Annotated in this window: 21 protein-coding genes; 4 read left to right on the top strand and 17 right to left on the bottom strand. The window is 65.2% G+C overall.

Annotation, left to right across the window (positions count from 1 at the left end):
• Positions 1 to 290: 290 nt before the first annotated feature.
• Together mdtD and ACLFKU_RS06245 are read right to left on the bottom strand one after the other, a co-directional pair.
• Positions 291 to 1751: a multidrug transporter subunit MdtD gene (mdtD, locus tag ACLFKU_RS06250; RefSeq protein ID WP_410842483.1), complete on the bottom strand. Its 1461-nt coding sequence runs from the start codon at positions 1749 to 1751 to the stop codon at positions 291 to 293.
• Positions 1752 to 1880: 129 nt separating this feature from the next.
• Complete coding sequence (locus ACLFKU_RS06245) at positions 1881 to 3299, bottom strand: PLP-dependent aminotransferase family protein (RefSeq protein WP_410848529.1); 1419 nt, start codon at positions 3297 to 3299, stop codon at positions 1881 to 1883.
• A gap of 183 nt (positions 3300 to 3482) precedes the next feature.
• On the opposite strand from ACLFKU_RS06245, the gene ACLFKU_RS06240 reads away from it, so the two are divergent.
• Entirely contained in the window at positions 3483 to 3788 is a 306-nt protein-coding gene (locus ACLFKU_RS06240; protein ID WP_368584764.1) for a DUF2917 domain-containing protein, read from the top strand.
• Between the two features lie 68 nt (positions 3789 to 3856).
• Here the strand turns inward: ACLFKU_RS06240 and ACLFKU_RS06235 are convergent, their stop codons facing one another.
• Positions 3857 to 5098, bottom strand: coding sequence for a citrate/2-methylcitrate synthase (locus tag ACLFKU_RS06235; protein ID WP_368584765.1), 1242 nt, complete (start codon positions 5096 to 5098; stop codon positions 3857 to 3859).
• Positions 5099 to 5222: 124 nt separating this feature from the next.
• Here ACLFKU_RS06235 and ACLFKU_RS06230 point away from each other — a divergent pair, with 124 nt between their 5' ends.
• A complete protein-coding gene (locus ACLFKU_RS06230; protein WP_410848528.1) occupies positions 5223 to 6632 on the top strand; it encodes a CoA transferase in 1410 nt (469 codons plus the stop codon).
• Between the two features lie 73 nt (positions 6633 to 6705).
• Here the strand turns inward: ACLFKU_RS06230 and ACLFKU_RS06225 are convergent, their stop codons facing one another.
• Positions 6706 to 7452, bottom strand: coding sequence for a GntR family transcriptional regulator (locus tag ACLFKU_RS06225; protein ID WP_013090333.1), 747 nt, complete (start codon positions 7450 to 7452; stop codon positions 6706 to 6708).
• A 196-nt stretch (positions 7453 to 7648) separates the two neighbouring features.
• Here ACLFKU_RS06225 and ACLFKU_RS06220 point away from each other — a divergent pair, with 196 nt between their 5' ends.
• Entirely contained in the window at positions 7649 to 8494 is an 846-nt protein-coding gene (locus ACLFKU_RS06220; protein WP_410848527.1) for an aldo/keto reductase, read from the top strand.
• Positions 8495 to 8573: 79 nt separating this feature from the next.
• Here ACLFKU_RS06220 and ACLFKU_RS06215 read toward each other — a convergent pair whose 3' ends face one another.
• From ACLFKU_RS06215 to ACLFKU_RS06160, 12 genes are all read right to left on the bottom strand, one after another.
• On the bottom strand, positions 8574 to 9035 hold the full coding sequence (locus ACLFKU_RS06215; RefSeq protein WP_410848526.1) for a Rap1a/Tai family immunity protein: 462 nt from the start codon (positions 9033 to 9035) through the stop codon (positions 8574 to 8576).
• A gap of 686 nt (positions 9036 to 9721) precedes the next feature.
• A complete protein-coding gene (locus ACLFKU_RS06210) occupies positions 9722 to 10204 on the bottom strand; it encodes a hypothetical protein (protein WP_410848525.1) in 483 nt (160 codons plus the stop codon).
• 408 nt (positions 10205 to 10612) lie between these two features.
• Positions 10613 to 12802: an ABC transporter ATP-binding protein gene (locus tag ACLFKU_RS06205; protein ID WP_410848524.1), complete on the bottom strand. Its 2190-nt coding sequence runs from the start codon at positions 12800 to 12802 to the stop codon at positions 10613 to 10615.
• A complete protein-coding gene (locus ACLFKU_RS06200; RefSeq protein WP_410848523.1) occupies positions 12799 to 13713 on the bottom strand; it encodes an ABC transporter permease in 915 nt (304 codons plus the stop codon). The genes ACLFKU_RS06205 and ACLFKU_RS06200 overlap by 4 nt, the downstream gene beginning before the upstream one ends.
• The gene (locus tag ACLFKU_RS06195) at positions 13710 to 14738 is read right to left on the bottom strand and encodes an ABC transporter permease (protein WP_368584772.1); all 1029 of its coding nucleotides are present in this window, start codon (positions 14736 to 14738) and stop codon (positions 13710 to 13712) included. Before ACLFKU_RS06195 ends, ACLFKU_RS06200 begins: the two co-directional genes overlap by 4 nt.
• Positions 14739 to 14778: 40 nt before the next feature.
• The gene (locus ACLFKU_RS06190) at positions 14779 to 16452 is read right to left on the bottom strand and encodes an ABC transporter substrate-binding protein (RefSeq protein ID WP_410848522.1); all 1674 of its coding nucleotides are present in this window, start codon (positions 16450 to 16452) and stop codon (positions 14779 to 14781) included.
• A gap of 231 nt (positions 16453 to 16683) precedes the next feature.
• Positions 16684 to 17778 carry a HoxN/HupN/NixA family nickel/cobalt transporter gene (locus ACLFKU_RS06185; protein ID WP_410848521.1) on the bottom strand — a complete coding sequence of 365 codons (1095 nt, stop codon included), beginning with the start codon at positions 17776 to 17778 and terminating at the stop codon, positions 16684 to 16686.
• A 48-nt stretch (positions 17779 to 17826) separates the two neighbouring features.
• A complete protein-coding gene (locus ACLFKU_RS06180; RefSeq protein WP_368584775.1) occupies positions 17827 to 18354 on the bottom strand; it encodes a cupin domain-containing protein in 528 nt (175 codons plus the stop codon).
• A 160-nt stretch (positions 18355 to 18514) separates the two neighbouring features.
• Positions 18515 to 20623 carry an elongation factor G gene (gene fusA / locus ACLFKU_RS06175; RefSeq protein ID WP_410848520.1) on the bottom strand — a complete coding sequence of 703 codons (2109 nt, stop codon included), beginning with the start codon at positions 20621 to 20623 and terminating at the stop codon, positions 18515 to 18517.
• Positions 20624 to 20951: 328 nt separating this feature from the next.
• Entirely contained in the window at positions 20952 to 21467 is a 516-nt protein-coding gene (locus ACLFKU_RS06170) for a DUF192 domain-containing protein (protein WP_368584777.1), read from the bottom strand.
• A 144-nt stretch (positions 21468 to 21611) separates the two neighbouring features.
• Complete coding sequence (locus ACLFKU_RS06165; RefSeq protein ID WP_083788686.1) at positions 21612 to 21803, bottom strand: hypothetical protein; 192 nt, start codon at positions 21801 to 21803, stop codon at positions 21612 to 21614.
• 441 nt (positions 21804 to 22244) lie between these two features.
• The gene (locus tag ACLFKU_RS06160; RefSeq protein WP_410848519.1) at positions 22245 to 22814 is read right to left on the bottom strand and encodes a pseudouridine synthase; all 570 of its coding nucleotides are present in this window, start codon (positions 22812 to 22814) and stop codon (positions 22245 to 22247) included.
• A 274-nt stretch (positions 22815 to 23088) separates the two neighbouring features.
• On the opposite strand from ACLFKU_RS06160, the gene icd reads away from it, so the two are divergent.
• Positions 23089 to 24345, top strand: a complete 1257-nt coding sequence (gene icd, locus ACLFKU_RS06155) for an NADP-dependent isocitrate dehydrogenase (RefSeq protein ID WP_410848518.1) — start codon at positions 23089 to 23091, stop codon at positions 24343 to 24345.
• A 193-nt stretch (positions 24346 to 24538) separates the two neighbouring features.
• Here icd and cspD read toward each other — a convergent pair whose 3' ends face one another.
• Positions 24539 to 24745 (bottom strand): cold shock domain-containing protein CspD, encoded by a 207-nt coding sequence (cspD, locus tag ACLFKU_RS06150; RefSeq protein ID WP_176105238.1) that lies wholly within the window; start codon positions 24743 to 24745, stop codon positions 24539 to 24541.
• Positions 24746 to 24846: the final 101 nt, after the last annotated feature.

Below are 24846 nucleotides of genomic sequence, written 5' to 3'. Positions count from 1 at the left end.
GCAGGGCTCGGCAGGAGTTTGCACGCGCAGACTAAGAGTTTACAGGATAGTCGAGCAAGAACTATGCGCGTGTACCGACAAAGCTCGAGCGCCCACCAGCAATGCTCCGAGCCAAACATCGTGCGCCCGCTCCGGTACGAAGGCGATGACACGCACTTCACTGGTGCGGGACGCGCCCTGTTGCGGATCGGTGACGCTGTTCAGGGATGCGGCGTGCGGGGCCGCATGGAGCGGTGCCAGGAAATCCGTTTGAAGCGCGCGAGGATGCGTCGTCCCGGCCCGCGCGGATTTCAGGTGCGCTCCGACGGATCGGTCTTTTTCGCCGGCGTGCGGATCTCCGGCGACAGCTGCGCAAAGATCCACGACGAACATGCGGTAATGATGCCGACACACAGGAACGTCGCATGAAACGCGGGCAGCGAATTTGCGGCAGTCACGCGCTGCATGATGCCGGTAAAGGTCGTCAGCAACGCACCGGCCACGGTCACGCCGAGACTCATCGAAAGCATCTGCACGAGCGAAAACAGGCTATTGCCGCTGCTGGCGCCGCCGGTGCCGAGGTCCTTCAGCGTCAACGTGTTCATCGCGGTGAACTGCATCGAGTTTACGCCGCCGAAGATCGCCAGTTGCACGAGCCGCAGCCACAGCGGCTGATTCGTGCTCGTAAGCGCGAAGCTCGCCATCATCAGGCCGACCAGAATCGTGTTCGCCATCAGCACGCGCCGGTAGCTGTACCTCAGAATCAGCGTCGTCACGAGACGCTTCGTTGCCATACCCGCGGCTGCCACGGGCAGCATCATCAGCCCGGCTTCGAATGCGCTATAGCCGAGGCTCACCTGCAACAGCAAAGGAATCAGGTAGGGCATCGAGCCGCTGCCGATCCGCGCGAACAGATTGCCGAGCAGTCCGACGCTAAACGTGTGGATTTTGAACAGATCGAGCGGAAAAATCGGCGCGGGCTCGCGCACCGCGTGCAGACCATAGGCAACGAAGCACGCCATGCTCAGAATCAGCAGCACCAGCACCGTCGCATGTTGGATGCCGAACTCGGTGCGGCCGTCGAGCGCGAACGAAATTGCCACCATGCCCACCACCAGCAGCAGGTAGCCGCCGAGGTCGAATTTGCCCGTGTGTTCATTGCGGCTATCCGGCATGAAGATAAACGTGGCAATGCAGCCCACGATGCCCACCGGCACGTTGATCAGAAAGATCCAGTGCCACGACGCGATTTTGACGAGCCAGCCACCGAGCGTCGGGCCGATCAACGGTCCGATCAGGCCTGGGATCGCCACGAACGACAACGCCGGCAGATAGCGCTCCGCCGGAAAGGTACGCAGCACCGCGAGCCGCCCAACCGGCAGCAGCATCGCGCCGCCCACGCCTTGCAGAATGCGGAAGAGCACCAGTTGATTCAGCGTGTGCGCGTTCGCGCACAGCAGCGAGCCCACCGCGAACACGAGGATCGCACTGAAGAACACGCGCCGCGTGCCGAGTTTGTCGGCGAGCCAGCCAGATACGGGGATCATCACCGCCATCGTCAGCGAGTAGGCGATCACCACCGATTGCATGCGCAGCGGCAGCTCGCCGAGGCTCGTCGCCATCGCGGGGAGCGCGGTGTTGACGATCGTCGAATCGAGCGTCTGCATGAAAAAGCCGGTGGCGACCAGCCACAGCATCACCGTCAGTGCGCGGGGCGAAGGGCCAGAGGGGATGTCGGGAGCGAGGGCGGGCGGAGTCGGCGTCGTGGACATATGAAGCGGCTGGGCGCGCTCGGTCGGGCTGGGACTCGCTATTTTAGGGAAAAGCGGGTCCCGGCGCAGCGAGCGGCGCAGTCTTGCGCAGGTGCCAGCGCTGCGTCGCGGCGGCGCTGTGCGCGATGTTCACGCATCAGCCGGCAACTGCGCCGCCGCATGAAAAAACGCCTGCGCCCGTGGATCGTTGCCAAACGCTACATGAATCCTGATCCACGGGCTCGGCTCCCGGTTCGGCCTGAAGTGTTGTCCAGGCAGCACCGTCACACCGAGCGGCACACCGCATTCAACGAGTCGCTCGGCGTCCGCGACATGAGGCACGCGCGCCCACACGAACTTGCCGCCCGCCGGTTCTTCGAAAATCTCCCAGCCGGCATCTTCGAGTGTCTGGACGGTCGAGCCGAGCGCGCCGCGCATCTGGCGGCGCAGTCGCTCCAGATACTTGCGATACGCGCCGCGTTCCAGCATCGACACCGCCACCGCTTCGGCAAACCGCGAGCCGCCGATGCTCGTCAGCATCTTGATATCGACCAGATCCTTGATGATCGCGTGATTCGCAACCACGCAGCCGATCCGTAGCGACGACGACAGCGTCTTCGACAATCCGCCGATGTAGATCACCTGTTCGAGTTGGTCGAGTGTCGCGAGGCGATCGGTGAGGTCGGTCTGAAAATCCGCGTAGATGTCGTCTTCGACAATATGGAAGCCATGCTCACGCGCCATTTGCAGCAAACGGAACGCGACCTGCGGTGCGACCGTGGTGCCGGTCGGATTGTGGAACACGGTGTTGATGAGCAGCAGTCTAGGCCGGTGCAGCTTCAGTTGCGCCTGCATCACGTCGAGGTCGGGACCGCTGCCGGTGCGCGGAATGCCGATCAGCTTCATGCCGTGCAGTCGCAACAGGCCGTACAGGTTGTAGTAACCGGGGTCCTCGACAAAGATCGTGTCGCCAGGCTTCAGCATGTAGCGCACCAGCAGATCGAACGCCTGGCTCGCGCCATTGGTGATCAGAATCTGCGACGCGTCCGCCTGGATGCCCAACTGCCCAATGCGGCCGCGCAACTGCTCGCGCAAGACGGGATTGCCGAGCGGCGTCGCGTACTCGACCATGCTCGCCGGATCGGTTCGCGACACATGGCGGATCGCCTGCGCAATGCCGTCGATGTCGCGCCAGCTTTCGGGAATAAAACCGGTGCTGAGCTTCAGCGTCTCGCCCGGAAAGTTGAATTGTTCGAGCAAATGGTCCGATTCGACATCGGCGCGGCGCGGGTCCGACGTGCCCTGACAGCGCATGTCCGTCGGCTGGCGATCGGCGACGTAAAAGCCGGAGCCGTGGCGCGAGTCGACATAGCCGAGCGACACCAGCCGGTCGTATGCCTCGATCACCGGAAAGCGGCTTACGCCGAAGTCGGCGGCGAACTGGCGAATCGACGGCAGCTTCGAGCCAGGATGCGCATTGCGCGAACGGATCCACGCCGAAACGCCCATGACGATCTGCTCGGTAAGCGGTACGCCGTTGTCCCGATCGAGCTGGATTTCGAGTTTCATACGCTTGCCTTGTGTCGCCGGCTGGCGAGCCCACAAGCTTTTAACCTGCGTCGCGCGAGCCATGCCAACTGTTCGGTTTTTTGACTGAACAGTTCCGATGAAAGTGTTCGGAGCTGTGCATGGGTTTCCGATTATCGCACGCCAATAATCGGTACAACAGATAGTTCTTCGAGGAGAACGGCGATGCGAGAAGTGCGAGTTTTCGAACTGGAACATGGCGAGCCCGTCACGGCCTGGCGGGTTACGCGTCCGTCGATTTTCAAGATGATCAGCGGCAACATCTGGCTGACCGTCGAGGGCGAGTATGCAGATCACTGGCTGGCGGCAGGGCAGTCGATCGAGTTGGCGCGTGGATCGGTGGCATGGATCAGCGCGGGGCGGGAAGGGGCGCGTTTCGCGCTGGCGAGCGGCTCGCAGCGCAAGCTGCCGACGCTGCTACTCGGCTGGCCGATACCGGCCTGGCTGGCGCGTCGGCCGAGCGTAGTCTGATGCGGGGCAACCGGCGAGCCGCCGCTTTGCAGGCCGGACGTAGCCCGTAAGCAGCCCCTAAGCAGCCCCTAAGCAGCCCCTCCCGCCTCATACTCCCCGATATACCGCGCTCGCGGCCGGATCAACCGGCCATCGCGCGTCTGCTCCATCGCGTGCGCGATCCAGCCGACCACCCGCCCGAGCGCAAACAGCGTGAATGCGGCGCCGGTCGGCAAGCCGAGCACGCGCTCGATCGCCGCAAGCGCGAAATCCACCGTCGGCTCCGCGCCGGTCGTGTCGCGCACCGCTCGCGCAAGCTGCAGCACCTCGTTGAGCGGCGAGCGGGCCGGCGCGCAGTCGGCGAGCATCGTCAGCAACAACCGCGCGCGCGGATCGCCGTCCGGATAGAGCGGATGACCGAAGCCCGACAGCACCGGACCTTGCGCGCCGTGCTCGTGCCGCGCGAGCCGGTTCGCCAGATAGCGGTCCAGATCGGGCGAGCGCGACGCTTCATCGAGCAGCGCGGCAATGCGCACGGTTTCGCCGCCGTGACGCGGCCCGGAGAGCGCCGCGAGGCCGCCCGCGACCGCGCCGAACAAATGCGTGCCCGTCGATGTAATGCAGCGCACCGTGAACGTCGACGCGTTCAGCTCGTGATCCGCGCACGCGACCAGCGCCGCGCGCAGCAGCCCGCTTTGTTGCCGGCTGCGCACCCGCCAGGCCGTCGCGATCTGCCGATGCAGCGGTTCGTTCGACGTTGCCGCCGGCAGCATCGCGGCGGCCAGCAGCCGCATCACGGCGCACGCGGTGTCGAGTTGCGCGTCGCGGCCAAGCGCCCACACGCGCGGCATCTGCGCGGCGGCGGCCGGCAGCAGCACGAGCGCGCGATCGAGCGGCGTGCTGTCACTCCACAGCTTGAGCCACGCCGCCCATTGCGCGGGGGCGAGCGGCACGGCGGGCGCATCGGCGATGCGCCGCGCGCTGCATTGCCACAGCAGCGCCGCGACGTCTTCGAGTGACGCACTGCGTGCGAGCTCGATCGCATCGTGCCCACGATACAGCAGCCGACCGTCCGCGACCAGCGTGATCGACGATTCGAGCACCGGCACGCCCCAGTCGAGCACCTTCTGCGCGACCTTGCCGGCGCGCTTGCCGTCCGCCTTGCGACGCGCGAGGCGGCGCACCTCGGCGGCATCGTAGAGGCGATGTCTGCCTTGCGCATCGGGCGACGAGCCGAGCATGCCGCGGCTCACGTACGCGTACAAGGTCGGCAGGCTGACGCCGAGCGTCGCGGCCGCTTCGGCGGCGGTCAGGTAAATCGGGGCTGACATGAAAGCGCGTGAAAACCGAAGAAATCAATATATATTGATTATCATAATCAAGATTGATTCCAGCAAGGCGTAAATTTAGACTCGGTGCACCTGCTTCCTGTCCGCGGTCAACGCGCCCGATCCCATGACACCCGAACTCGCCCTCAAGCACATCTGGACCCTCGCCGGCTGCGATCCGGTCCCGCTGCACGCCGTGTCGCTCGCCGGCGCGGACCCCGGCTTGCCGTCGGTCTATCACGTCGGCAGCCTCGCGTCGTCGACCATCGCGGCGACAGGCCTCGCGGCCGCCGAATACTGGCGCCTGCGCAGCGGACGCAGGCAACGGGTGTCGGTGCAGATGCGTCGCGCGCTGGCGGCGTTTCGCAGCGAACGCTATCTGCGGATCGACGATGGGCCACCGCCCGCGCTGCGCGATCCGGTCACAGGCTTCTACGAAACGGGCGACGGCCGCTGGATCCAGCTGCACGCGAATTTTGCGCATCACTTGAAGGGCGTGCTCGACGTGCTCGGCTGTGACAACGGCCGGGAATCGGTGGCGGCCGCGATTCGCGGCTGGGAGGGCGCGACGCTCGATCAAACGCTCGCCGACGCGGGCCTATGCGCCGCCTTGATTCGCACGCCAGACGAATGGGCCGCGCTCGAGCAGGCCAAAGCGATCGCGCGCTTGCCGCTGTTCGAGATCGAGCGCATCGGCGACGCGCCGGCCGAGCCGCCGCGCCATGCCGATGCCGACGCCGCGCCCGGCATCGACCGTCCGCTCGCGTGCGTGCGGGTGCTGGATCTGTCGCGGATCATCGCGGGACCGGTGGCCGGTCGCGCGCTCGCGCATCATGGCGCGGACGTGATGACGATCAACGGGCCGCATCTGCCGAACATCGCGCCGCTCGTGATCGACAACGGACGCGGCAAGCGTTCGGCGCTCGTCGATCTGCGCGACGCCGCTGGCTGCGACACGTTGCGCGGACTCGCGCGCGATGCCGACGTGTTCCTCCAAGCCTATCGTCCGGGCGCGCTCGCGGCACGCGGCTTCGGGCCGGACGAGCTGGCGCGGCTGCGGCCTGGCATCGTCTATGTGTCGGTTTGCGCGTACGGGTACACGGGGCCGTGGGCGCAGCGACGCGGCTTCGACAGTCTGGTGCAGTCGGCGAGCGGCATCGCGTGGACGGAGCGTGCGGCGGCGGGTTCGGCCGAGCCGCGGCATCTGCCGTGTCAGGCGCTCGATCACGCGACCGGCTATCTGGCCGCGTTCGGCGCGATTGTCGCGCTCGCGCGGCGGGCACGCGAGGGTGGCAGCTGGCATGTGAAGGTGTCGCTTGCGCAGACCGGGCGCTGGCTGCAGTCGTTCGGGTTGCTGGCCGATGGACCGCAGGTGCCGGAAATGTCGCTCGACCATGTGCGCGATTGCGTCGCGAGCGTGCAATCGGAGTTTGGGTGTGTGCTCGGCGTTCAGCCCGCCGAAGAACTGGAACAGACGCCGGCGTTTTATGCGCTGCCGCCGGCGCGCATCGGCGCACACGAAGCCCGGTGGACTTAACAGGGTAGCGTGCGCCGCGGTGGAGTTTGAACCGCGGCGCGCCCGGCCGTCCGACCATTCACCGAGTCGCAGCCTACTTCCTCAACTCCGCCACGAAGTCGTAGTAATCGTTGCGGCAGTACGTATCCGTCAACTCGATCGCGCGCTGATCCGCGGTATAGCCCACGCGCGTGATCAACAACAACGCCTCGTTCGGCGCGATGCTCATCTGCTGCGCGATCTCGTCACTCGCGTTCACCGCGCGAAAATGCTGCAACGCGCGCACGATCGTCAGTCCGCGATTCTCCAGATACGTGTACAGCGAGTCGCCGATTGCCTGCGGATCGGGAATCACAGCGGCCGGGAATGTGGAATTCTCGACCGCCATCACGATGCCGTCGGCGAGTCTCAGTCGTCGCAGCCGCGTGACCGCGGCGGCCGGCGACAGCCCCAACTGGATCACTTCATCGCGATTGGCCGGCGAGATTTCGCGCGACAGCCACTTCGAACTCGGCGTGAAGCCGCGCCGCCGCAGCATTTCGCTGAAGCTCGACAGGCGCGACAACGGATCTTCATAGCGCGGCGTGATGAAGCTGCCCGCGCCTTGGGTGCGGCGGATCAAACCCTGCTCGACGAGCAGAGCGATCGCCTTACGCGACGTGATGCGCGATACGCCGAGCGCCTCCGACAGCACCCGCTCCGAGGGGAGCGCTTCACCGGCGTTCCAGCGGTTTTCGTGGATCGCGCTGCCGAGCTTGCGGGCAAGTTGCAGATAGAGCGGCGTGTCGTTTTCCGGGTCCGGGCGCAGGTCGCGCCAGCGGTCTTCCGAGGCAGAGGTCATGGGGCTCACGCAAGATGGGCAAGCGGCAATTTTAAAACATCGGCGCGCCCCGTTATAGCGGGCTTTTGCCTGGCGCGCCGTCGTGAGGCCGCGGAGCCGCTAAACTCGTCTCCAGGTTTTTCGTAGCATGCGTTGCGCGGTGAGGTCTCGCGCAATTGCATCGCATCCGGATCGAGCCACTTTCGAAGGAGTCAGCATGACGAGCGAGATCGCAAGCGTGAGCTTGCCGGACGGCGAGCGCATTCCGGCGCTGGGGCAGGGCACGTGGGAGATGGGCGAGCAGCGGGCACGGCGCGCGGCGGAAATCGATGCGCTGCGCTGCGGCATCGAACTCGGCATGACGCTGATCGACACCGCCGAAATGTACGGCGACGGCGCGACCGAGTCGCTGCTCGGCGAAGCGCTCGCCGGTTTGCGCGACAAGGTGTTTCTGGTCAGCAAGGTGTATCCGCACAACGCTAGCCGACGCGGCGTGATCGCCGCGTGCGAGCAGAGCCTGAAGCGTCTGAAGACGGACCGGCTCGATCTGTATCTGCTGCACTGGCGTGGCTCGGTGCCGCTCGCGGACACCGTCGATGGCTTCGAGGCGCTGCGGCGCGCGGGCAAGATCCGTCACTGGGGCGTGAGCAACTTCGATACCGACGACATGGAAGAACTCGTCGCGACGCCAGGCGGCGACGCGTGCGCGACCAACCAGATTCTGTACAACGTGGCGCGGCGCGGGCCGGAGTTCGATCTGCTGCCATGGCTCGGCGCGCGCGACATGCCGGCGATGGCGTACAGCCCGGTCGATCATGCGCGGCTGCCGAAACGCTCGCCGCTCGACGACATCGCCGACGCGCGCGGCGTCTCCGTGTTTCAGGTGGCGCTCGCGTGGGTGTTGGGCAAGCCCAATGTGTGCGCGATTCCGAAGGCGGCGCGGGTCGAGCATGTGCGCGACAACCATCGCGCGTCGCAACTGGTGCTGGAAGCGGGCGAACTCGCCGCGCTCGACGCGTATTTCAAGCCGCCGCGCGGCAAGCGTGCGCTGGAGATGTTGTAAGCGCTGGCGCGGCCGCCGTCCGTTGCGGAGCGGCGGCGCGCGAGGCCCGAAGCGCTGTGGACGCCCGCTGACGCGGCGCTCAGGTGCAGGGGTGGTGCTGATGCACGGAGCCGAGCACGGCGACTTCGGCGGGGGTGTGCTGCAGCGCGTCGTCCGGTACCTGGGCGGCATCGGCGAGGAAGTCGTCGACGATCGACGACACCGGCACGTCGCGCAGGCATAGCGACACGCGCTGGGTTTCGTTGACGGGGAAGGTGGTGCGTTGCGCGAGGAACAGCACGCCGTACTGATAACCGTGGATGATGCCGCGGATCGCGCCGACGCATTGCCCTTGCGCGACGTTGTCGTGGCGCTGTTTGCAACTCTGTACGAGCGAGTAGGCGGAGAAGCTCGGATCGACCGGTGGCGCCGCTTGCGACAAGGTTTGCGCCATTGGCTGCGCGGGTGTTTGCGCATTGGCGAGCGATGCGAGGCCCAGGGCGCTAGCCATCAGCACGGCGGCTGCCGTGCGGGTCGCGGAGGGGGGGGCACTTCTATGCATGTTGTGGGCCCTCATATCGAACGATGAATTTGATATGAGGCGGTCGTTTCGGATTGGTTCCATAACACTCACACGCAGTGGAGGTTGTGTTCCCGCCGCTCGCGGTGCGGTTCGCGCGACGATGCGAGGCGCGGCTCGCGCGCGCTCCAGGCGATTCCGTCAGCGCGCGCCGCAGGCGGGCGGGCCGCTCCGGCCGGCCTGCGGCGGTGACGCCCGACCGGGGGATCGGGACGCCACCGCCGTTGCCAGCGGATAGCGGACAGTATGCCGGGACATGTCGCCGGCGGGTAGGGCGCGGGCTCCCTACCCAAGGCAACGGGCGACGCCTAGTGCCCGTTCCCGCCACCGTTGCCACTGCCGCCGCTGCCGCCACCCTTGGCTCCGTGACCGCCGCCGAAGCCTCCGCCAAAGCCTCCGCCGAACCCGCCACCGAAGCCACCGCCAAACCCGCCGCCAAAGCCTCCACCATGCGCGCCGCCGAAACCACCACTCGGGCCACCGCTTGAGCCTCCGCAACCGCAGCTGCCGCTCCCGCTGCCGCCGCTGCTTCCGCTTCCACTTCCACTTCCACTTCCACCGCCACCGCCACCGCCACCGCCACCGCCACCGCCACCGCCACCGCCGCTTGCGCCTCCACCGCTTGCGCCTCCACCGCTTCCACCGCCTCCACTGCCACCCCCACCATTTCAGCCACCACTACTGCTACCACCATTACTTCCGCCGCCGCTATTTCCCTTACCGCCCGTGCCCGCACCGCCACTCCCACTTCCGCTCCCTGAACCCGCCGCCCCGGCGCCGCTGTTACCGTTTGCGCCAGCCCCGCTATTGCTCGAACCCGCCGCGCCGCCACTACCGCTGCCGTTGCCACTGCCGCCGCCGAGCCGGCCGCAGCCCGGACCGCCAAGCCCGCCGCAGCCTACCGGCGCGAACACCGAGGCGGCATCGTCGGCGGCCGTGGCGGCGGTCGCCGCGTCGTCGTTCTGCGCGAGCAGCAGCGGCGCTGAATCTCCGGTTTGCGCCGGCGACGCGTCGGCCATCACCATCGAGCGAGCGATCACGTCCGTCGACGCCCCGTACGCGGCCTCGCCCGCCAGCACCGCCGCCCCCGCGACCACCGCTGCGCGGCGCATCATTGCGCAGCAATGCCGATCTGATTTTCTGATTTTCATCGCGCGTCTCCAGCTGCCACAGCGGCGGCCGACCTGTCTGCACGCGGGTCTTGTCGAACCCCGAGTCCGTCGTGCCGAAGTTGCCCGCGCGTCGCTGCCGTGCTGATCGCTTGAGGTCGCGTCATCGCGTGGTGACGCTCGTCGTGCGGATGTGCGCGGCGTTGCGCGCCCGGGTTGGCTTCGAATCTCTGGCCGCAAATTTAGCGATATCCATGCCACGCATCGCCGAGCCTTGAAGCGACGCGGGCGATCTCGGAATGTGCGATGCGCACGCCGGAAAAACGCCCGAAAACGTTGCGACGATGAAACGCGCGGACGCAAAAGCGTGTTTCCGACGCGGGATTCGTTAAGGGGGCGCTGTGCTGGATGACGCCGCGTCACGCGACGTCGATGAGGTTCGAATTGACGCTAGCTGGCGTTTTCCGACGCGTCGTCGGAAGCTGCGCCGTTCGTCGTGTTGCCCGCGTTGTCGTCGCGCGGCTCGCATTGCAGCTCGCGCAGAGTGGCGACCGGAATATGGCAGCGAATCCGGTGGGCGGAAGGCGAGTCAGCGGCGCCGCCGGCTTCGAGGAACGGCGGGTCCTGCTGCTCGCAGATCGCGCCGAGCTTGCGCGGACAGCGCGTGTGAAAGACGCAGCCCGACGGCATCGCGCCGGGCCCGGGCAACTCGCCCGTCAGATGGATGCGCGTACGTTGATGCACCTCGCCGGTTGCACCGTCGCCCGGCAGCGTCGGCACGGCGGACAACAGCGCCTCGGTATACGGATGCTGCGGCCCATCGAACACGGCCGCCGCCGGGCCGATTTCGAGCAGCCGGCCGAGATAGAGCACCGCGATGCGATCCGACACATAGCGCACCACGTGCAGATCGTGCGAGATGAACACGTAGCTGACGCCGCGCTCGCGCTGCAGATCGGCGAGCAGATTCAGGATCGCGGCCTGCACCGACACGTCGAGCGATGAAGTCGGCTCATCGCACACGACGACGCGTGGTTCGCCGGCAAACGCGCGCGCAATCGCGACGCGCTGCTTGAGTCCACCCGATAGCTGGCGCGACCGTGCGTCGAGATAGCGCTCGGGCAGCCGCACGGCGTCCGTCAGCGTGCCGAGCCTGTCGTCGATCTGGCGTCCGCGCAGCGCGGTGAAGCGCGCGAGCGCACGACCGATCAGCCGCTTGACCGAATGCGCGCGATTGAGCGCCGAGTCCGGATTCTGGAACACGATCTGCAGCGACTTCAGCTGCTCGTCGCTGCGTCGCGTGACGCGCGCGGCGAGCGGTGCGCCGTCGAGTTCGAGCACGCCGCCGGCATCGGGTGCGAGCAGGCCGAGCATCAGCCGCGCGAGCGTCGTCTTGCCGCTACCCGATTCGCCGACGAGGCCGAGCGTCTCGCCGCTCGCGAGTTCGAGCGACACGTCATCGACCGCGCGCAGCGGCGCGCCGGATACGTGGAATGTTTTCGACAGGTTGCGAGCGCGCAAGACCGGCGCGGAGGACGCGCGCGCTGCCGCGTTGGATGATGCGGCCACCACCGGCGCCTCGCTCGATGCCGCCCGCGGCAATTCGATCGCGCGCTCGTGATAGTGGCAGCGCGCCATCTGATCGCCATGCGCGGCGCCGAGCCGATAGGGCGGCGGCGCGTCGCGCCGGCAGCGCTCGTCGGCGAGACGGCAGCGCTCCGCGTAGATACAGCCCTGCGTGACCGAGCCCGGCAACGGCAGGCCGCCCGCGATCGTATCGAGCCGCTCGCGGTCCTTGCTGCGTCCGGCGCTAGGCAGGCAGCGCAGCAGCCCGACCGTGTACGGATGACGCGGCCGCGCGAACACGTCCTGGGTCGCGCCTTCCTCGACCAGCTTGCCCGCGTACAGCACGCCGACGCGTTCGCACATGCGGCCGATCACCGCGAGGTTGTGGCTGATGAACAGCACCGCGGTGCCGAGCTCCTCGCGCAATTGTGCGACGAGGTCGAGCACTTCCGCTTCAACGGTCGCGTCGAGGCCGGTGGTCGGTTCGTCGAGAATCAGCAGCGCGGGGTTCGACGCGAGCGCCATCGCGATCACGACGCGTTGCTGCATGCCGCCCGACAATTGATGCGGATAGCTGTCCATCACGCGCTCGGGCGCCGCGATACGCACGCGCTGCAACATCTCGAGCGTGCGATGCAACGCTTCGTCGCGTGCGACGCCGGCCGCCTCGAATGCTTCGGATATCTGGCGGGCAATCGTCAGCGACGGGTTCAGCGCGCGCCCAGGGTCCTGATAGACCATCGAGACGGTCGTCGCCCGCATGCTGCGCAGCGCATCGGCGCCGAGCTTCTGCACGTCCGCGCCGGCGATCGCGATCTTGCCGGCCTTCACCTTGCCGTTGCGCGGCAGGTAGCGCAGCGTCGCCATCGCGACGGTCGACTTGCCGCAGCCCGATTCGCCGACGAGTCCATACGCCTCGCCGCGCCGCACGCGAAACGACACGTCTTGCAGCACTTCGCGATCGCGTCCGCGAATCCGGTAGGTGACCGTCAGGCCGACCACGGTCAGCGCATCGGTGCGATCGCTCTTCGACACGTCGAACGCGGCGAACGAGGAGGGCGGCGCGCCGTTCATCGGTCGAGCACTCCCTGCACGCTGTCGGCGATCAGATTGACGCCGACCACCAGCGACGCGATCGCGCCCGCCGCGAACACGACGGTCCACCACGCGCCGCCCGCCATCAGCGTGTACGACTCGGACAGCGCGAGCCCCCAGTCGGCCGACGGCGGCTGGATGCCGAAGCCGAGAAACGACAGCGTCGCGACCGCGAAGATCGCATAGCCGAGCCGCACCGTTGCTTCGACGACGATCGGCGGCAGCACGTTCGGCAGGATCTCCACGAACATGATGTACGGGGCGCGTTCGCCGCGCAGCTGCGCGGCGGCCACGTAGTCGAGATGGCGCTCGGCGAATACGGCGGCGCGCACGGTGCGCGCGGTGATCGGCGTGAACGTGAGGCCGATCACGAGAATCACCGTGAGGTTCGACGCGCCGACCGCCGCGAGCGCGAGCAGCGCGATGATCACGAGCGGCAGCGCGAGTACCGCGTCGATCACGCGGCCGATCACGTCGTCGACCCACCCGTCGAAGTAGCCGACCAGCAGGCCGAGCGCGGTGCCCGCCGCGGTGCCGAGCAGCGTCGCGAGCGGCGCGATGGTCAGGATGTCGCGCGCGCCGACGATCACGCGTGAGAACACGTCGCGCCCGAGCTGATCGGTGCCGAACCAGTGCGTGCGATCGGGCGGCGTGAGCGAATTGAGCGGATCGGACGCGTACGGATCGAGATGCACGAACCAGGGCCCGGCGATCGCGCAGGCGATCCACCACGCGACGATCAGCGCGCCCACGATGAATGTCGGCGAACTCAGTAGCAGGAGCAGGCGCGGGAAGCGTGGCTCGGCGGGCGCGCGTGGCGCGGAGCCCGGTGCGCCCGGCGCGGGTACGCCCGGTGGCGTTGAAGAAGCCGGCGGCACGCTCGTATTCATTCTGCGGTCCTCACCCGCAGCCGCGGATTGAGCAGCACATGCAGCGCATCGGCGACCAGATTCGCGAGCGTATAGACGACGCCGATCGTCAGCACGCCCGCTTCGAGCATCGGAAAGTCCTTCGCCTTGGCGGCGTTGTAGATCAGCGAGCCGATGCCCTGGTAGTGGAACAGCGTCTCGACCACCACGAGTCCGCCGATCATGTAGCCGAGCTGGGTGGCGGCCACGGTGATCGTCGGCAGCAGCGCGTTGCGCAGCACGTGCCGCCAGATCACGACGTGGCGCGGCAGGCCCTTGAGGATCGCGGTGCGCGTGTAGTCGGCGTCGAGCGCTTCGACGGTGCCCGCGCGCGCCATCCGCGCGATATAGCCGAAGAATACGAAGACGAGCGGCAGCACCGGCAGCACCAGATGCCGCAGCTGTTCGAGCACGCTTGCATCGGGCGGGAACGAAGCTTCGATCGGCAGCCAGCGCAGCCACACGCCGAACACGAGGATCAGCACGATCGACGACACGAACTCCGGCACCACGGTCGCCGACAAACCGGCAATGCTGATCGTGCGATCGAGCCAGCGTCCCGCATGCATCGCCGACCACACGCCGCCCGCAATGCCGAGCGGCACGACGACGATGAACGCGAAGAGGCCGAGCTTCGCCGAATGTCCGAGCGCATCGGCGATGAAGGGCCCGACCGGTTCGCGATACGCGTACGACAGCCCCATGTTGCCGCGCACGAAGTGCGTGATCCAGTCGATGTATTGCGTGAGCAGCGGCCGATCGGCGCCGAGCTGATGGTTGAGCGCGGCGACCGCGCGCGCATCGGCGAGCGGCCCGAGCACCGCGCGGCCGATATCGCCGGGCAGCAGCTGGCCGCCCGCGAACACGATCAGCGACAGCAGCCACAGCGTGATCAGCGACAGACCCACGCGCGTCGCCAGAAAACGCGCGACGCGGCCTGCGTTGCCGTTCGTCGCGCGCGGCAAACGCGATGGGTTCGAGGCGGGAGCGGGCGCCGGAGCCGACATCGTGAGTTCTCGTGCGGAGGTGCGTTGAGCAGCGCGGTACCTACGCGCTCAGCGTCGCGCGATCGAAATACAGCTGCGCGAGCGCGGTGAAGCGCACGCCGTTCACGCCCTTGCGCATCGCGATCAGCTGATCGTAGAAGAACGGGATGATCAACGGCGTTTCGTCGAGCAGCAGCGTCTGGATCTGTCCGGAGAGTTTCTTCTGCGTGGCGAGGTCGATCGCCGCGACAAACTGCGCGACCAGTTGATCGTATTGCGGATTCTTGAAGTGCGCAGCATTCCACGTGCCGTTGCTCGTCAGCGTCGCGTTGAGGAACACGTTCGGCACGCCGCGATGACCGTAGTCGGTGATGCCGAGCGGCGCGTCGAGCCAGTCCGATTTGCCCGGCGTTCCCGCGCCGTAGTACAGCGACTGGCTCTCGACCTTCAGATTGATGCGCACGCCGATCGCCTTCGCGGCGTTCTGCACGACGACCGCGAGGTCTGGAATCTCCATGTATTTTTCGGTGGTCAGCGTGACATCGAAACCGTTCGGCACGCCGGCTTGCGCGAGCAACTGCTTCGCCTTCGCGACGTCGATCTTGCGTTGCGGCACGCCTGCATCCGACGACGGAAACACCGGCGCGAACGGGCTGTCGTTGCCGAGTTGCGCGCGACCCTTGAAGAGACCGCGCACGAGCACGTCGCGATCGAGCGACAACGCGAGCGCCTGGCGCACGCGTTTGTCCTTGAAGAGCGGGCTGTCGTTGCGCATGTGAATCTGCCGATGCGCGCTCGACTTCACGCCCACTGCCTTGTAGTCCGGATTGTTCAGGATGGCCGCGCCGCCCTGCACGGTGAAGGTGCCCATCACGTCGGCCTGGTGGCCTTGCAGCGCGAGCAGTTGCGCCTGTTCGTCCGCATAGAACGAAAACTGTACGCGTTGCGGTAACGCTTTGTCGCCCCAGTAGTCGGGATTGCGCACGAACGACGCACCGACCTTCGGCTGATACTTTTCGAGTTTGAACGGGCCGGTGCCGATGAAGCTCTTTTCGTAGTTGCCCGCGAAATTCGCGGGCAGGATTACCGCGTTGTAATTATCCGAGGATACGTAGTAGGGGAAATTGCCGATCGGCGCGTCGAGATGAAATTCGACCGTGTGTTCGTCGACGACCTTCGCACCGCCTTTGGACAGCACGCCCTTCAATACCGACAACGCGGCCGAGCCGCTCGCGGGATCGGCGAGACGGTCGAAGGTGGCGACCACGTCTTTCGCGCCGAAGCTCTGGCCGTCGTGGAATTTGACGTTGGGGCGCAGCTTGAAGGTCCACACGTCGCCCTTGTCGTTCGGCTTCCACGACAGCGCGAGCGCGGGTTTGAGCATCAGCTTCTCGCCGTCGTCGTCGATCAGGAATTCGCCGGTCTGGTTTAGCAGCGCGAGACTCGCGGCGTCGGTGACGGTTAGCGGATCGACGGCGCCCGCCGGCGTCAGATGCGCGACGCGAATGGTCTGGTTCGTCGGGTCCGGCGCACCTTGCGCCCTCGCTCGCGGCGCGCCGAGCAAGCCGCCGCCCGCGAGTGAAAGACCGATCACGCTCGCGTAACGCAGCAGTTCGCGGCGCGTGATCCGGCCGGCGAGGAACTCGTCGAGGGCGTGGTTGCCGTAGGCGTCGGCGGCGAGGCGGGCTTCGTTCAATGCATCAGGGGCGAGAAATCGGTCCGCTGGCGTTTTCATCGATGGCGTGTCCAGTCCGTTCTATTGCTGGTTCCGAAGCGTCGCGCGAGCGGCGCGACAGCGCGGAAGGCAGCGCGCTTCCCGATGGGCGGCGCGAGGTGACGGGGCCGCGGTCGCGAAGGCGCAACGCTGCGCAGAGCGGTTTCAGTGTAAGCGATTGCTCGCCGCTCTGGCGTGCCGCGTTAGCCGGTCCGCCGATAAATGAGGGGCGGTGTGTCGTCGTCACAACGTTTACCGGACACGTGCGCGCGAGAGGTGGTCGCGATTACGGAGGGAATGGCGGGACACTGGAAAAACCTGCTGACCTGCCGCTTCGGCGACAACGGGCCGTCTCCAGCGATGAAACAGCACCGAGCCGATCCAGCACGCCATGAAGGCGGCGACGATCGCATAGCCGAGCGCGCCGAAATGATCGTTGATGCGGGCGATCGCATCCAACACGCCGCCGCTCCAGCCGAAGCGGTCCGACAGTAGTCCCAACGCCTCGATGCCGCCGATCACGATCGCGACCACCGCCGACACGAACGTGATGCTCGCGTTGTAGTACAGCTTGCGCGTCGGGTCATCCATCGCCCAGCCGTACGCGTGCACCATCAGCACGTTATCGGTTGAATCGACGAGCGTCATGCCGGCCGTGAAGAGCGCGGGGAACACGAGGATCGAGTAGAGCGGCAGACCGGTGCTCGCCTGCGACGCGGCGATCGCGAGCAGGCCGATCTCGGTCGCGGTATCGAAGCCGAGCCCGAACAGCACGCCGACCGGGTACATGTGCCAGCTTTGGGTGACCAGCCGGAACAGCGGCCGCAACGCACGCGACAGCAGCCCGGCTGGGGCGAGCGAATCGGTTGACGCGGTGGCCGCCGCGCCAGCGTGTTGCGCGTGCCGGTAGCGACGCCACACATCGCGCAGGATCACGAGATTGACCGCCGCGAGCACCAGCAGGAACGTCGCGGAAACCAGCGTGCCGAGCGTGCCGCCGAGTTCCTTGAGGCTCTCGAAGCGCCCATGCAGCGAATGCGTGGTCCACGCGATGCCGATCGTCGCCGCGATCACGATCGTCGAGTGTCCGAGCGAAAACGCGAGCCCGATGCCGAGGGGGCGCTTGCCCGTTTGCATCAGCTTGCGCGTGACGGCGTCGATCGCCGCGATGTGGTCGGCGTCGACCGCATGACGCAGACCGAAGCCATACGCGAGCAGCGCGGTGCCGAGCAGCAGCGGGTAGTGGCGAAACGCGATCAGCGCCCACAGCCATGCGCCGAGGTTGGCGACGATCAGCACCGCGTAGAGCGTGGCGAGGCGACGGCGCAGCGAAGCGGTAGGCGTCATGTGGCGCGGGCGGGTCAGTCGGCAGGTGAATGAGCAGGCATGAGCGACTCAGTGATCGTGCGGATGCTTGTGGATCGGATCGACCCAGTAGACCGTTTCGGGCTGCTCGACCGCGTCGATGTTCAGATTGACGACGACCGCTTCGTTGTCGCTGCGTACGAGCACGCATTCGAGCGGCTCGTCGGTGCTCGCGTTGATCTCCTGATGCGGCACGTAGGGCGGCACGAAGATGAAGTCGCCGGGACCGGCCTCGGCGGTGAATTCCAGATGCTCGCCCCAGCGCATGCGCGCCTGGCCGCGCACCACGTAGATCACGCTTTCGAGCGCGCCGTGATGATGCGCGCCGGTCTTCGCGTTCGGATGGATCGTTACGGTGCCGGCCCAGATCTTCTGCGCGCCGACGCGCGCCGCGTTGATCGCAGCCGCGCGGTTCATGCCCGGCGTTTGCGCGGTGTTGGTGTCGAGCTGATCGCCGCGGATGACCTTCACGCCGTGCTCGCGCCAGTCGATCTGTCCGCCGGTTTCGGCGGCTTCGTGCTCGGCCCGGTAATGCGGATGTTCGTGATCCTGGCTCATCGTGTGTCCTCCTCGGCTTGGGTGCCGCGTACCTGTTCGACATTCTGGCACGTTCAAAAAACGGTTGTATGGCACGACGATGCCAACGGCGCCACGAAAAAAAAGCCCGCTCACAGGGAGCGGGCTTCGACTGATGACGCTCAGCGGCGCCGCGTCGGCGTCATTGCTTCTTCGCGTTGATCACGGCCTCGGCGACGTTGCTCGGAGTTTCGGCGTAGTGCTTGAACTCCATCGTATAAGTCGCGCGGCCCTGAGTGGCCGAGCGTAGCGACGTCGAGTAGCCGAACATCTCGGCGAGCGGCACCTCCGCACGCACCAGCTTGCCGCCGCCGCCCGCGATGTCTTGCATGCCTTGCACCATGCCGCGCCGGCTCGACAGGTCGCCCATCACGTTGCCCATGAAGTCTTCGGGGGTTTCCACCTCGACGGCCATCATCGGTTCGAGCAGCACGGGCTTCGCCTTGCGCATCGCCTCCTTGAACGCCATCGAGCCAGCCATGCGGAACGCGTTTTCGTTCGAGTCGACGTCGTGGTACGAACCGAAGGTCAGCGTGACCTTCACGTCGACGACCGGATAGCCCGCCAGTACGCCGGCTTTCAGCGTTTCCTGGATGCCCTTGTCGACGGCCGGGATGAATTCGCGCGGGATCACGCCGCCCTTGATCGCGTCGACGAACTCGTAGCCCTTGCCCTGTTCGGAAGGTTCGAGCGCGATTACCGCGTGACCGTACTGGCCGCGGCCGCCCGACTGCTTGACGAACTTGCCTTCGACGTCCTCGACCTTGTTGCGCACCGTCTCGCGATAGGCGACCTGCGGCTTGCCGACAGTTGCTTCGACGCCGAACTCGCGCTTCATCCGGTCGACCAGAATTTCCAGATGCAGCTCGCCCATGCCGGAGATGATCGTCTGTCCGGATTCCTCGTCGGTCTGCACGCGGAACGACGGGTCCTCCTGCGCGAGACGATTCAGCGCGATGCCCATCTTCTCCTGGTCGGCCTTGGTCTTCGGCTCGACGGCCTGCGAGATCACCGGGTCCGGGAAGATCATCTTTTCGAGGATGATCACATGATTCGGATCGCACAGCGTGTCGCCGGTGGTCGCTTCCTTCAGGCCGACGGCCGCGGCGATGTCGCCCGCGTAGACCTCCTTGATTTCCTTGCGCTCGTTCGCGTGCATCTGCAGGATGCGGCCGAGGCGCTCCTTCTTTTCCTTGGCCGCGTTGTAGACCGTGTCGCCCGAATTGACGACGCCCGAGTACACGCGGAAGAAAATCAACTGGCCGACGAACGGGTCGGTCATGATCTTGAAGGCGAGCGCCGAGAACGGATCGTCGTCGTTCGGATGGCGCTCGATCTCCTTGTCGTGCTCGTCGTGACCGGTGATCGCGGGCACGTCGACCGGCGACGGCAGATAGTCGATCACCGCGTCGAGCATCGCCTGCACGCCCTTGTTCTTGAATGCGCTGCCGCACAGCATCGGCACGATCTCATTGGCGATCGTGCGTGCGCGAATACCCTGCTTGATTTCTTCTTCGGTCAGATGATGCTCACCGCCCAGGTACTTTTCGAGCAGTGTCTCGTTCGCCTCGGCCGCGGCCTCGACCATCTTGTCGTGCCATTCCTTCGCCGTTGCGGCGAGTTCGGCCGGAATGTCGCGATATTCGAACTTGATGCCCTGGCTCGCGTCGTCCCAGTAGATCGCCTTCATCTTGACGAGGTCGACCACACCCTGGAAGTGCTCTTCCGCGCCGATCGGAATCTGGATCGGCACGGCGACGCCCTTCAGGCGTTCGCCGATCTGCCGCTGCACGCGGAAGAAGTCCGCGCCGACGCGATCCATCTTGTTGACGAACGCAATGCGCGGCACCTTGTACTTGTTCGCCTGGCGCCACACGGTTTCCGATTGTGGCTGCACGCCGCCGACCGAGTCGTACACCATGCACGCGCCGTCGAGCACGCGCATCGAGCGCTCGACTTCGATCGTGAAGTCGACGTGCCCGGGGGTGTCGATGATGTTGATCCGATGCTCGGGATAGTTGCCGGCCATGCCTTTCCAGAACGCGGTCGTGGCCGCCGACGTGATCGTGATGCCGCGCTCCTGCTCCTGTTCCATCCAGTCCATCGTCGCCGCACCGTCGTGAACCTCGCCGATCTTGTGGGTCACGCCGGTGTAGAACAGGATCCGTTCGGTGGTGGTGGTTTTGCCGGCATCGATGTGAGCGCTGATGCCGATATTCCGGTAGCGCTCGATGGGAGTCTTGCGGGGCACGTGAATCTCCTTGTAATGGCGCGCCTGAAACGCATGCCGGGCGACCGCGTAAGCCGTCCGGGGAGTCTGGGTGGTGCTTTATGTGGCGTTACCAAATCGAGATTACAAGGATAGCGCGTCGATTGGTCTTTTGCATGAATCCTGCCAGCCGGCGCGAAGGGCGGCCGCGCGGGGCTGCGCGGGCGGAAAAAAACCCGGCGCCTCGGGTTGAGGCGCCGGGTTTTTCTGGAAAGCGCGGCGGACGGTCGGGCTGGCTAGTGGCAACTTACGGGGACGCTCGGGTGGCCGTCTGCGGGCCGCGCAGGGGCGCAGCCTGCCGGTGACGGCTTTACTGCGTGATACCCGGCACCGGCGGCAAGCCCTGGATCTGCATGCCCGGCTTGATGCCCTTGGCCGTGAACCAGCCCTTGGGCATTTCCAGCGCGAACACGCCGTTGTGCGTCGGGCAGTGGTTGTTGGTGGTCTCGGCCTTCATCTCGTCGATATCGGTGATCGTGCCGTCGGCGCGCATGAACGCGATCGACAGCGGAATCAGCGTGTTCTTCATCCAGAAGCAGTGGCCCGCGTTCTCGTTGAACACGAACAGCATGCCTTCGTTCGGCCCGAGCTTCGTGCGATACATCAAGCCCTGTTCGCGATCCGCGTCGTTGGCGGCGACGGCCGCGTCGATCACGAACATGCCGGCGGTCAGCTTGACCCGCGGAAACTCGCTCGGCTGCTTGGCGCCTGGCGGTATCTGCTGCGCCAGGGCGGGAGCCGTGGTAGCGGCGAACGACAGCGCCGCGAGCGGCAGTGCAACGGCAACGGCGAAACGCGCAACCGACGAGCGGATGGAAAATCGCACGACAAGACTCCTTGCTGAAATCGACTCGCGCATGTTACGCGAGCGCGTCAAAAACAAAAAGGCAGATCGCCTTGCGGTGATCTGCCTTACAACGCCGTAAGAACGGCAATGAAGCTAGTTCTTTACTGCGTTTTTACAAGCAACTTACTCCGAAGCTGCCGAAGCTGCAGCAGCTGCTGCTGCCTTCTTGTGCGACTTCTTGTGAGCGTGCTTGGTGGTCTTCTTTGCCGACGAAGCTGCTGCCGGAGCTGCCGGAGCTGCTTCCGGTGCCGATGCTTGTGCGAATGCTGCCGTTGCGAAGAGGCCAGCGACCAGAGCGGCGATCAGTTTGTTCATTTTGTGAATCCTCAGCTTGAGTTAATTAACCAAATGACCCGGCAAATGTAGAGTCATGTCGGTAAACGTGCCATCCACCTTTCGGTTGACAGCCGCATCGAACAAAATTTTTCGACGCGTCTGCTAGCGTTCGGACTTTCGTACTCGCCGCGCAAAAACGGCTTATGCAAAGGTCTTTAAGGCTGAATGCCGGATAGCTTCGGCGGCATCTGCGTCGAATAACGCGTGGGCTTGTACGGCGGTTGACGCGAATTGCGCGGAAATTTTTAACCTCATCGCACGCGATCGAACTGCATCACTCAGGCTCGCGCGAGCTCATTTGTTTCACGCACTTCGGGCTTGCGTTTCACGCATTGTTTCGCGTGCTGCTACAACGAGTTAGCGTTGAATGTCACGGCCGTGAAACGTGTTTGCAGTGATCACGTGCAGGCTGATTCACGTTCAGACGACGCCATCCCATGGCGCGTTCGCTCGCAACTCGATGCTCTCACCGGGCTGTAGTCCGAGTGAAAAAATGTCAAGCACACCGATGCCCACGCGCACGAGACGCAGCGTCGGAAAACCGACCGCGGCCGTCATGCGACGCACCTGGCGGTTCTTGCCTTCTGTGATCGACAGTTCGATCCACGTGGTCGGGATCGCAGCGCGATAGCGGATCGGTGGCGTGCGCGTCCATAGCGAGCCAGACGGTTCGACGTACCGCGCCTGACATGGGCGTGTCACGTAGTCGCCGAGATCGACGCCGCGTGCGAGCTGCTTCAACGCGGCGTCGTCGACCGCGCCTTCGACTTGCGCCCAATAGCGTTTGACGAGCTTGTGACGCGGCTCAGCGATGCGCGCCTGTAGCGCGCCGTCGTCGGTGAGCAGCAGCAGGCCTTCGCTATCCGAGTCGAGGCGGCCAGCCGGATAGACACCGGGTACTTTGACCCAGTCTGCAAGCGACGCGCGCGTCTCATGTGGCGAAAATTGACAGATGGTGCCGAACGGCTTGTTGAGGGCGAGAAGGCGCATGGAGAGCGAGACGGCAGAGCAAATACGGCAGAGCGATACGGCGGGATGATAATGCATAAATCGGGATGCAGATTCTTGTATCTTTTAGAGGAGCGTGGCGCGTTCGGTGGTCCGTCCATATTGGAAAACCCGGCGCCGGGGGCGGCCGCGTCGTGCCTGGAGCGTGGGCTAGAATAGCGGCCTGGCCGCTCGCGGTGGTTCGGCATTGCGCGGCGAGGGCATCTCTTTCGCAGTCTCCCATCAGCTTTTGCACGGCTTTCACTGGAGTCCGATCATGCCGTATCAGCACATCAAGGTTCCGGCAGGTGGCGATAAGATCACCGTCAACGCCGACTTCTCGCTCAACGTTTCCGACGAGCCGATCATTCCGTACATCGAAGGCGACGGCACCGGTCTGGACATCACGCCAGTCATGCTCAAGGTCGTGGATGCGGCGGTCGAAAAGGCGTACGGCGGCAAGAAGAAAATCCACTGGATGGAAATCTACGCGGGCGAGAAGGCGACCCGGGTGTACGGCCCGGACGTATGGCTGCCGGACGAAACGCTGCAGGCGGTCAAGGAATACGTCGTATCGATCAAGGGGCCGCTCACCACGCCGGTCGGCGGCGGCATCCGCTCGCTGAACGTTGCGTTGCGCCAGGAACTGGACCTCTACGTGTGCCTGCGTCCGGTGCAGTATTTCAAGGGCGTGCCGTCGCCGGTGCGTGAGCCCGAGAAGACCAACATGGTGATCTTCCGCGAGAACTCGGAAGACATTTACGCGGGCATCGAATGGCCGGCCGAGTCCGAGCAGGCGAAGAAGATCATCAGGTTCCTGCGCGAAGAAATGGGCGTGAAGAAGATCCGCTTTCCGGATTCGTCGGGCATCGGCATCAAGCCGGTGTCGCGCGAAGGAACCGAGCGTCTGGTGCGCAAGGCGATCCAGTATGCGATCGACAATGAACGCCGCTCGGTGACGCTGGTGCACAAGGGCAACATCATGAAGTACACCGAAGGCGCGTTTCGCGACTACGGCTACGCGCTTGCGCAGAAAGAGTTCAACGCGGAACTGATCGACGGCGGTCCGTGGATGAAGGTCAGGAATCCGAAGACCGGCGGCGACGTCGTCGTGAAGGACGTGATCGCCGACGCGTTCCTGCAGCAGATCCTGCTGCGCCCGGCCGAATACGACGTGATCGCCACGCTGAACCTGAACGGCGACTACATCTCCGACGCGCTGGCCGCGCAGGTGGGCGGCATCGGTATCGCGCCGGGCGCGAATATGTCGGATTCGGTTGCGATGTTCGAGGCGACTCACGGCACGGCGCCGAAATACGCAGGCAAGGACTACGTGAATCCCGGCTCGGAAATTCTGTCAGCGGAAATGATGTTGCGCCACCTGGGCTGGTTCGAAGCGGCGGATCTGATAATCAGCTCGATGGAAAAATCGATCCTGCAAAAGCGCGTGACTTACGATTTTGCCCGTCTGATGGAAGGCGCGACCCAGGTGTCGTGCTCCGCATTTGGGCAAGTGATGATCGAAAATATGTAATTGATGCGCCGGGATTATCCGGTTTGCATAAAAACCTCGGCGCCAGCAAACGGCCGGGGTATTTTTTTACCCGGAAGTTTCACGCGATTTTCATGCGGGAAAATCCGCTGCAACAGAAAGCCGCCGCAAAAAAGAAACCCGGCACGAAGCCGGGTTTCAGAAAGGACGGGTAACGAACCGCCGCAGTGCCGCCTCAGGCAGGAGTCTGAATGTTCGATGCCTGTTTGCCTTTCGGGCCTTGCACAACCTCGAAGGTGACCTTCTGACCTTCCTTCAGGGTTTTGAACCCATTCATCTGGATGGCCGAGAAGTGTGCAAACAGATCCTCACCACCCTCATCAGGCGTGATGAATCCGAAACCTTTGGCGTCGTTAAACCATTTGACCGTACCAGTTGCCATTTCCAACTTCCCCTGTAACTCATGTCACTACCACGAGCCCTCGAAAAGCCACGACTGCGCGAGGCAGTCGTCCCCTCCTCACAAGCTCACCATCGGCATTT

It is taken from the genome of Paraburkholderia sp. EG304, assembly GCF_046543485.1.
GTDB lineage: Bacteria > Pseudomonadota > Gammaproteobacteria > Burkholderiales > Burkholderiaceae > Paraburkholderia > Paraburkholderia youngii.
The sequence above is the reverse complement of the archived record's forward strand: the minus strand, read 5'-3'. Positions and strand labels throughout refer to the sequence as shown.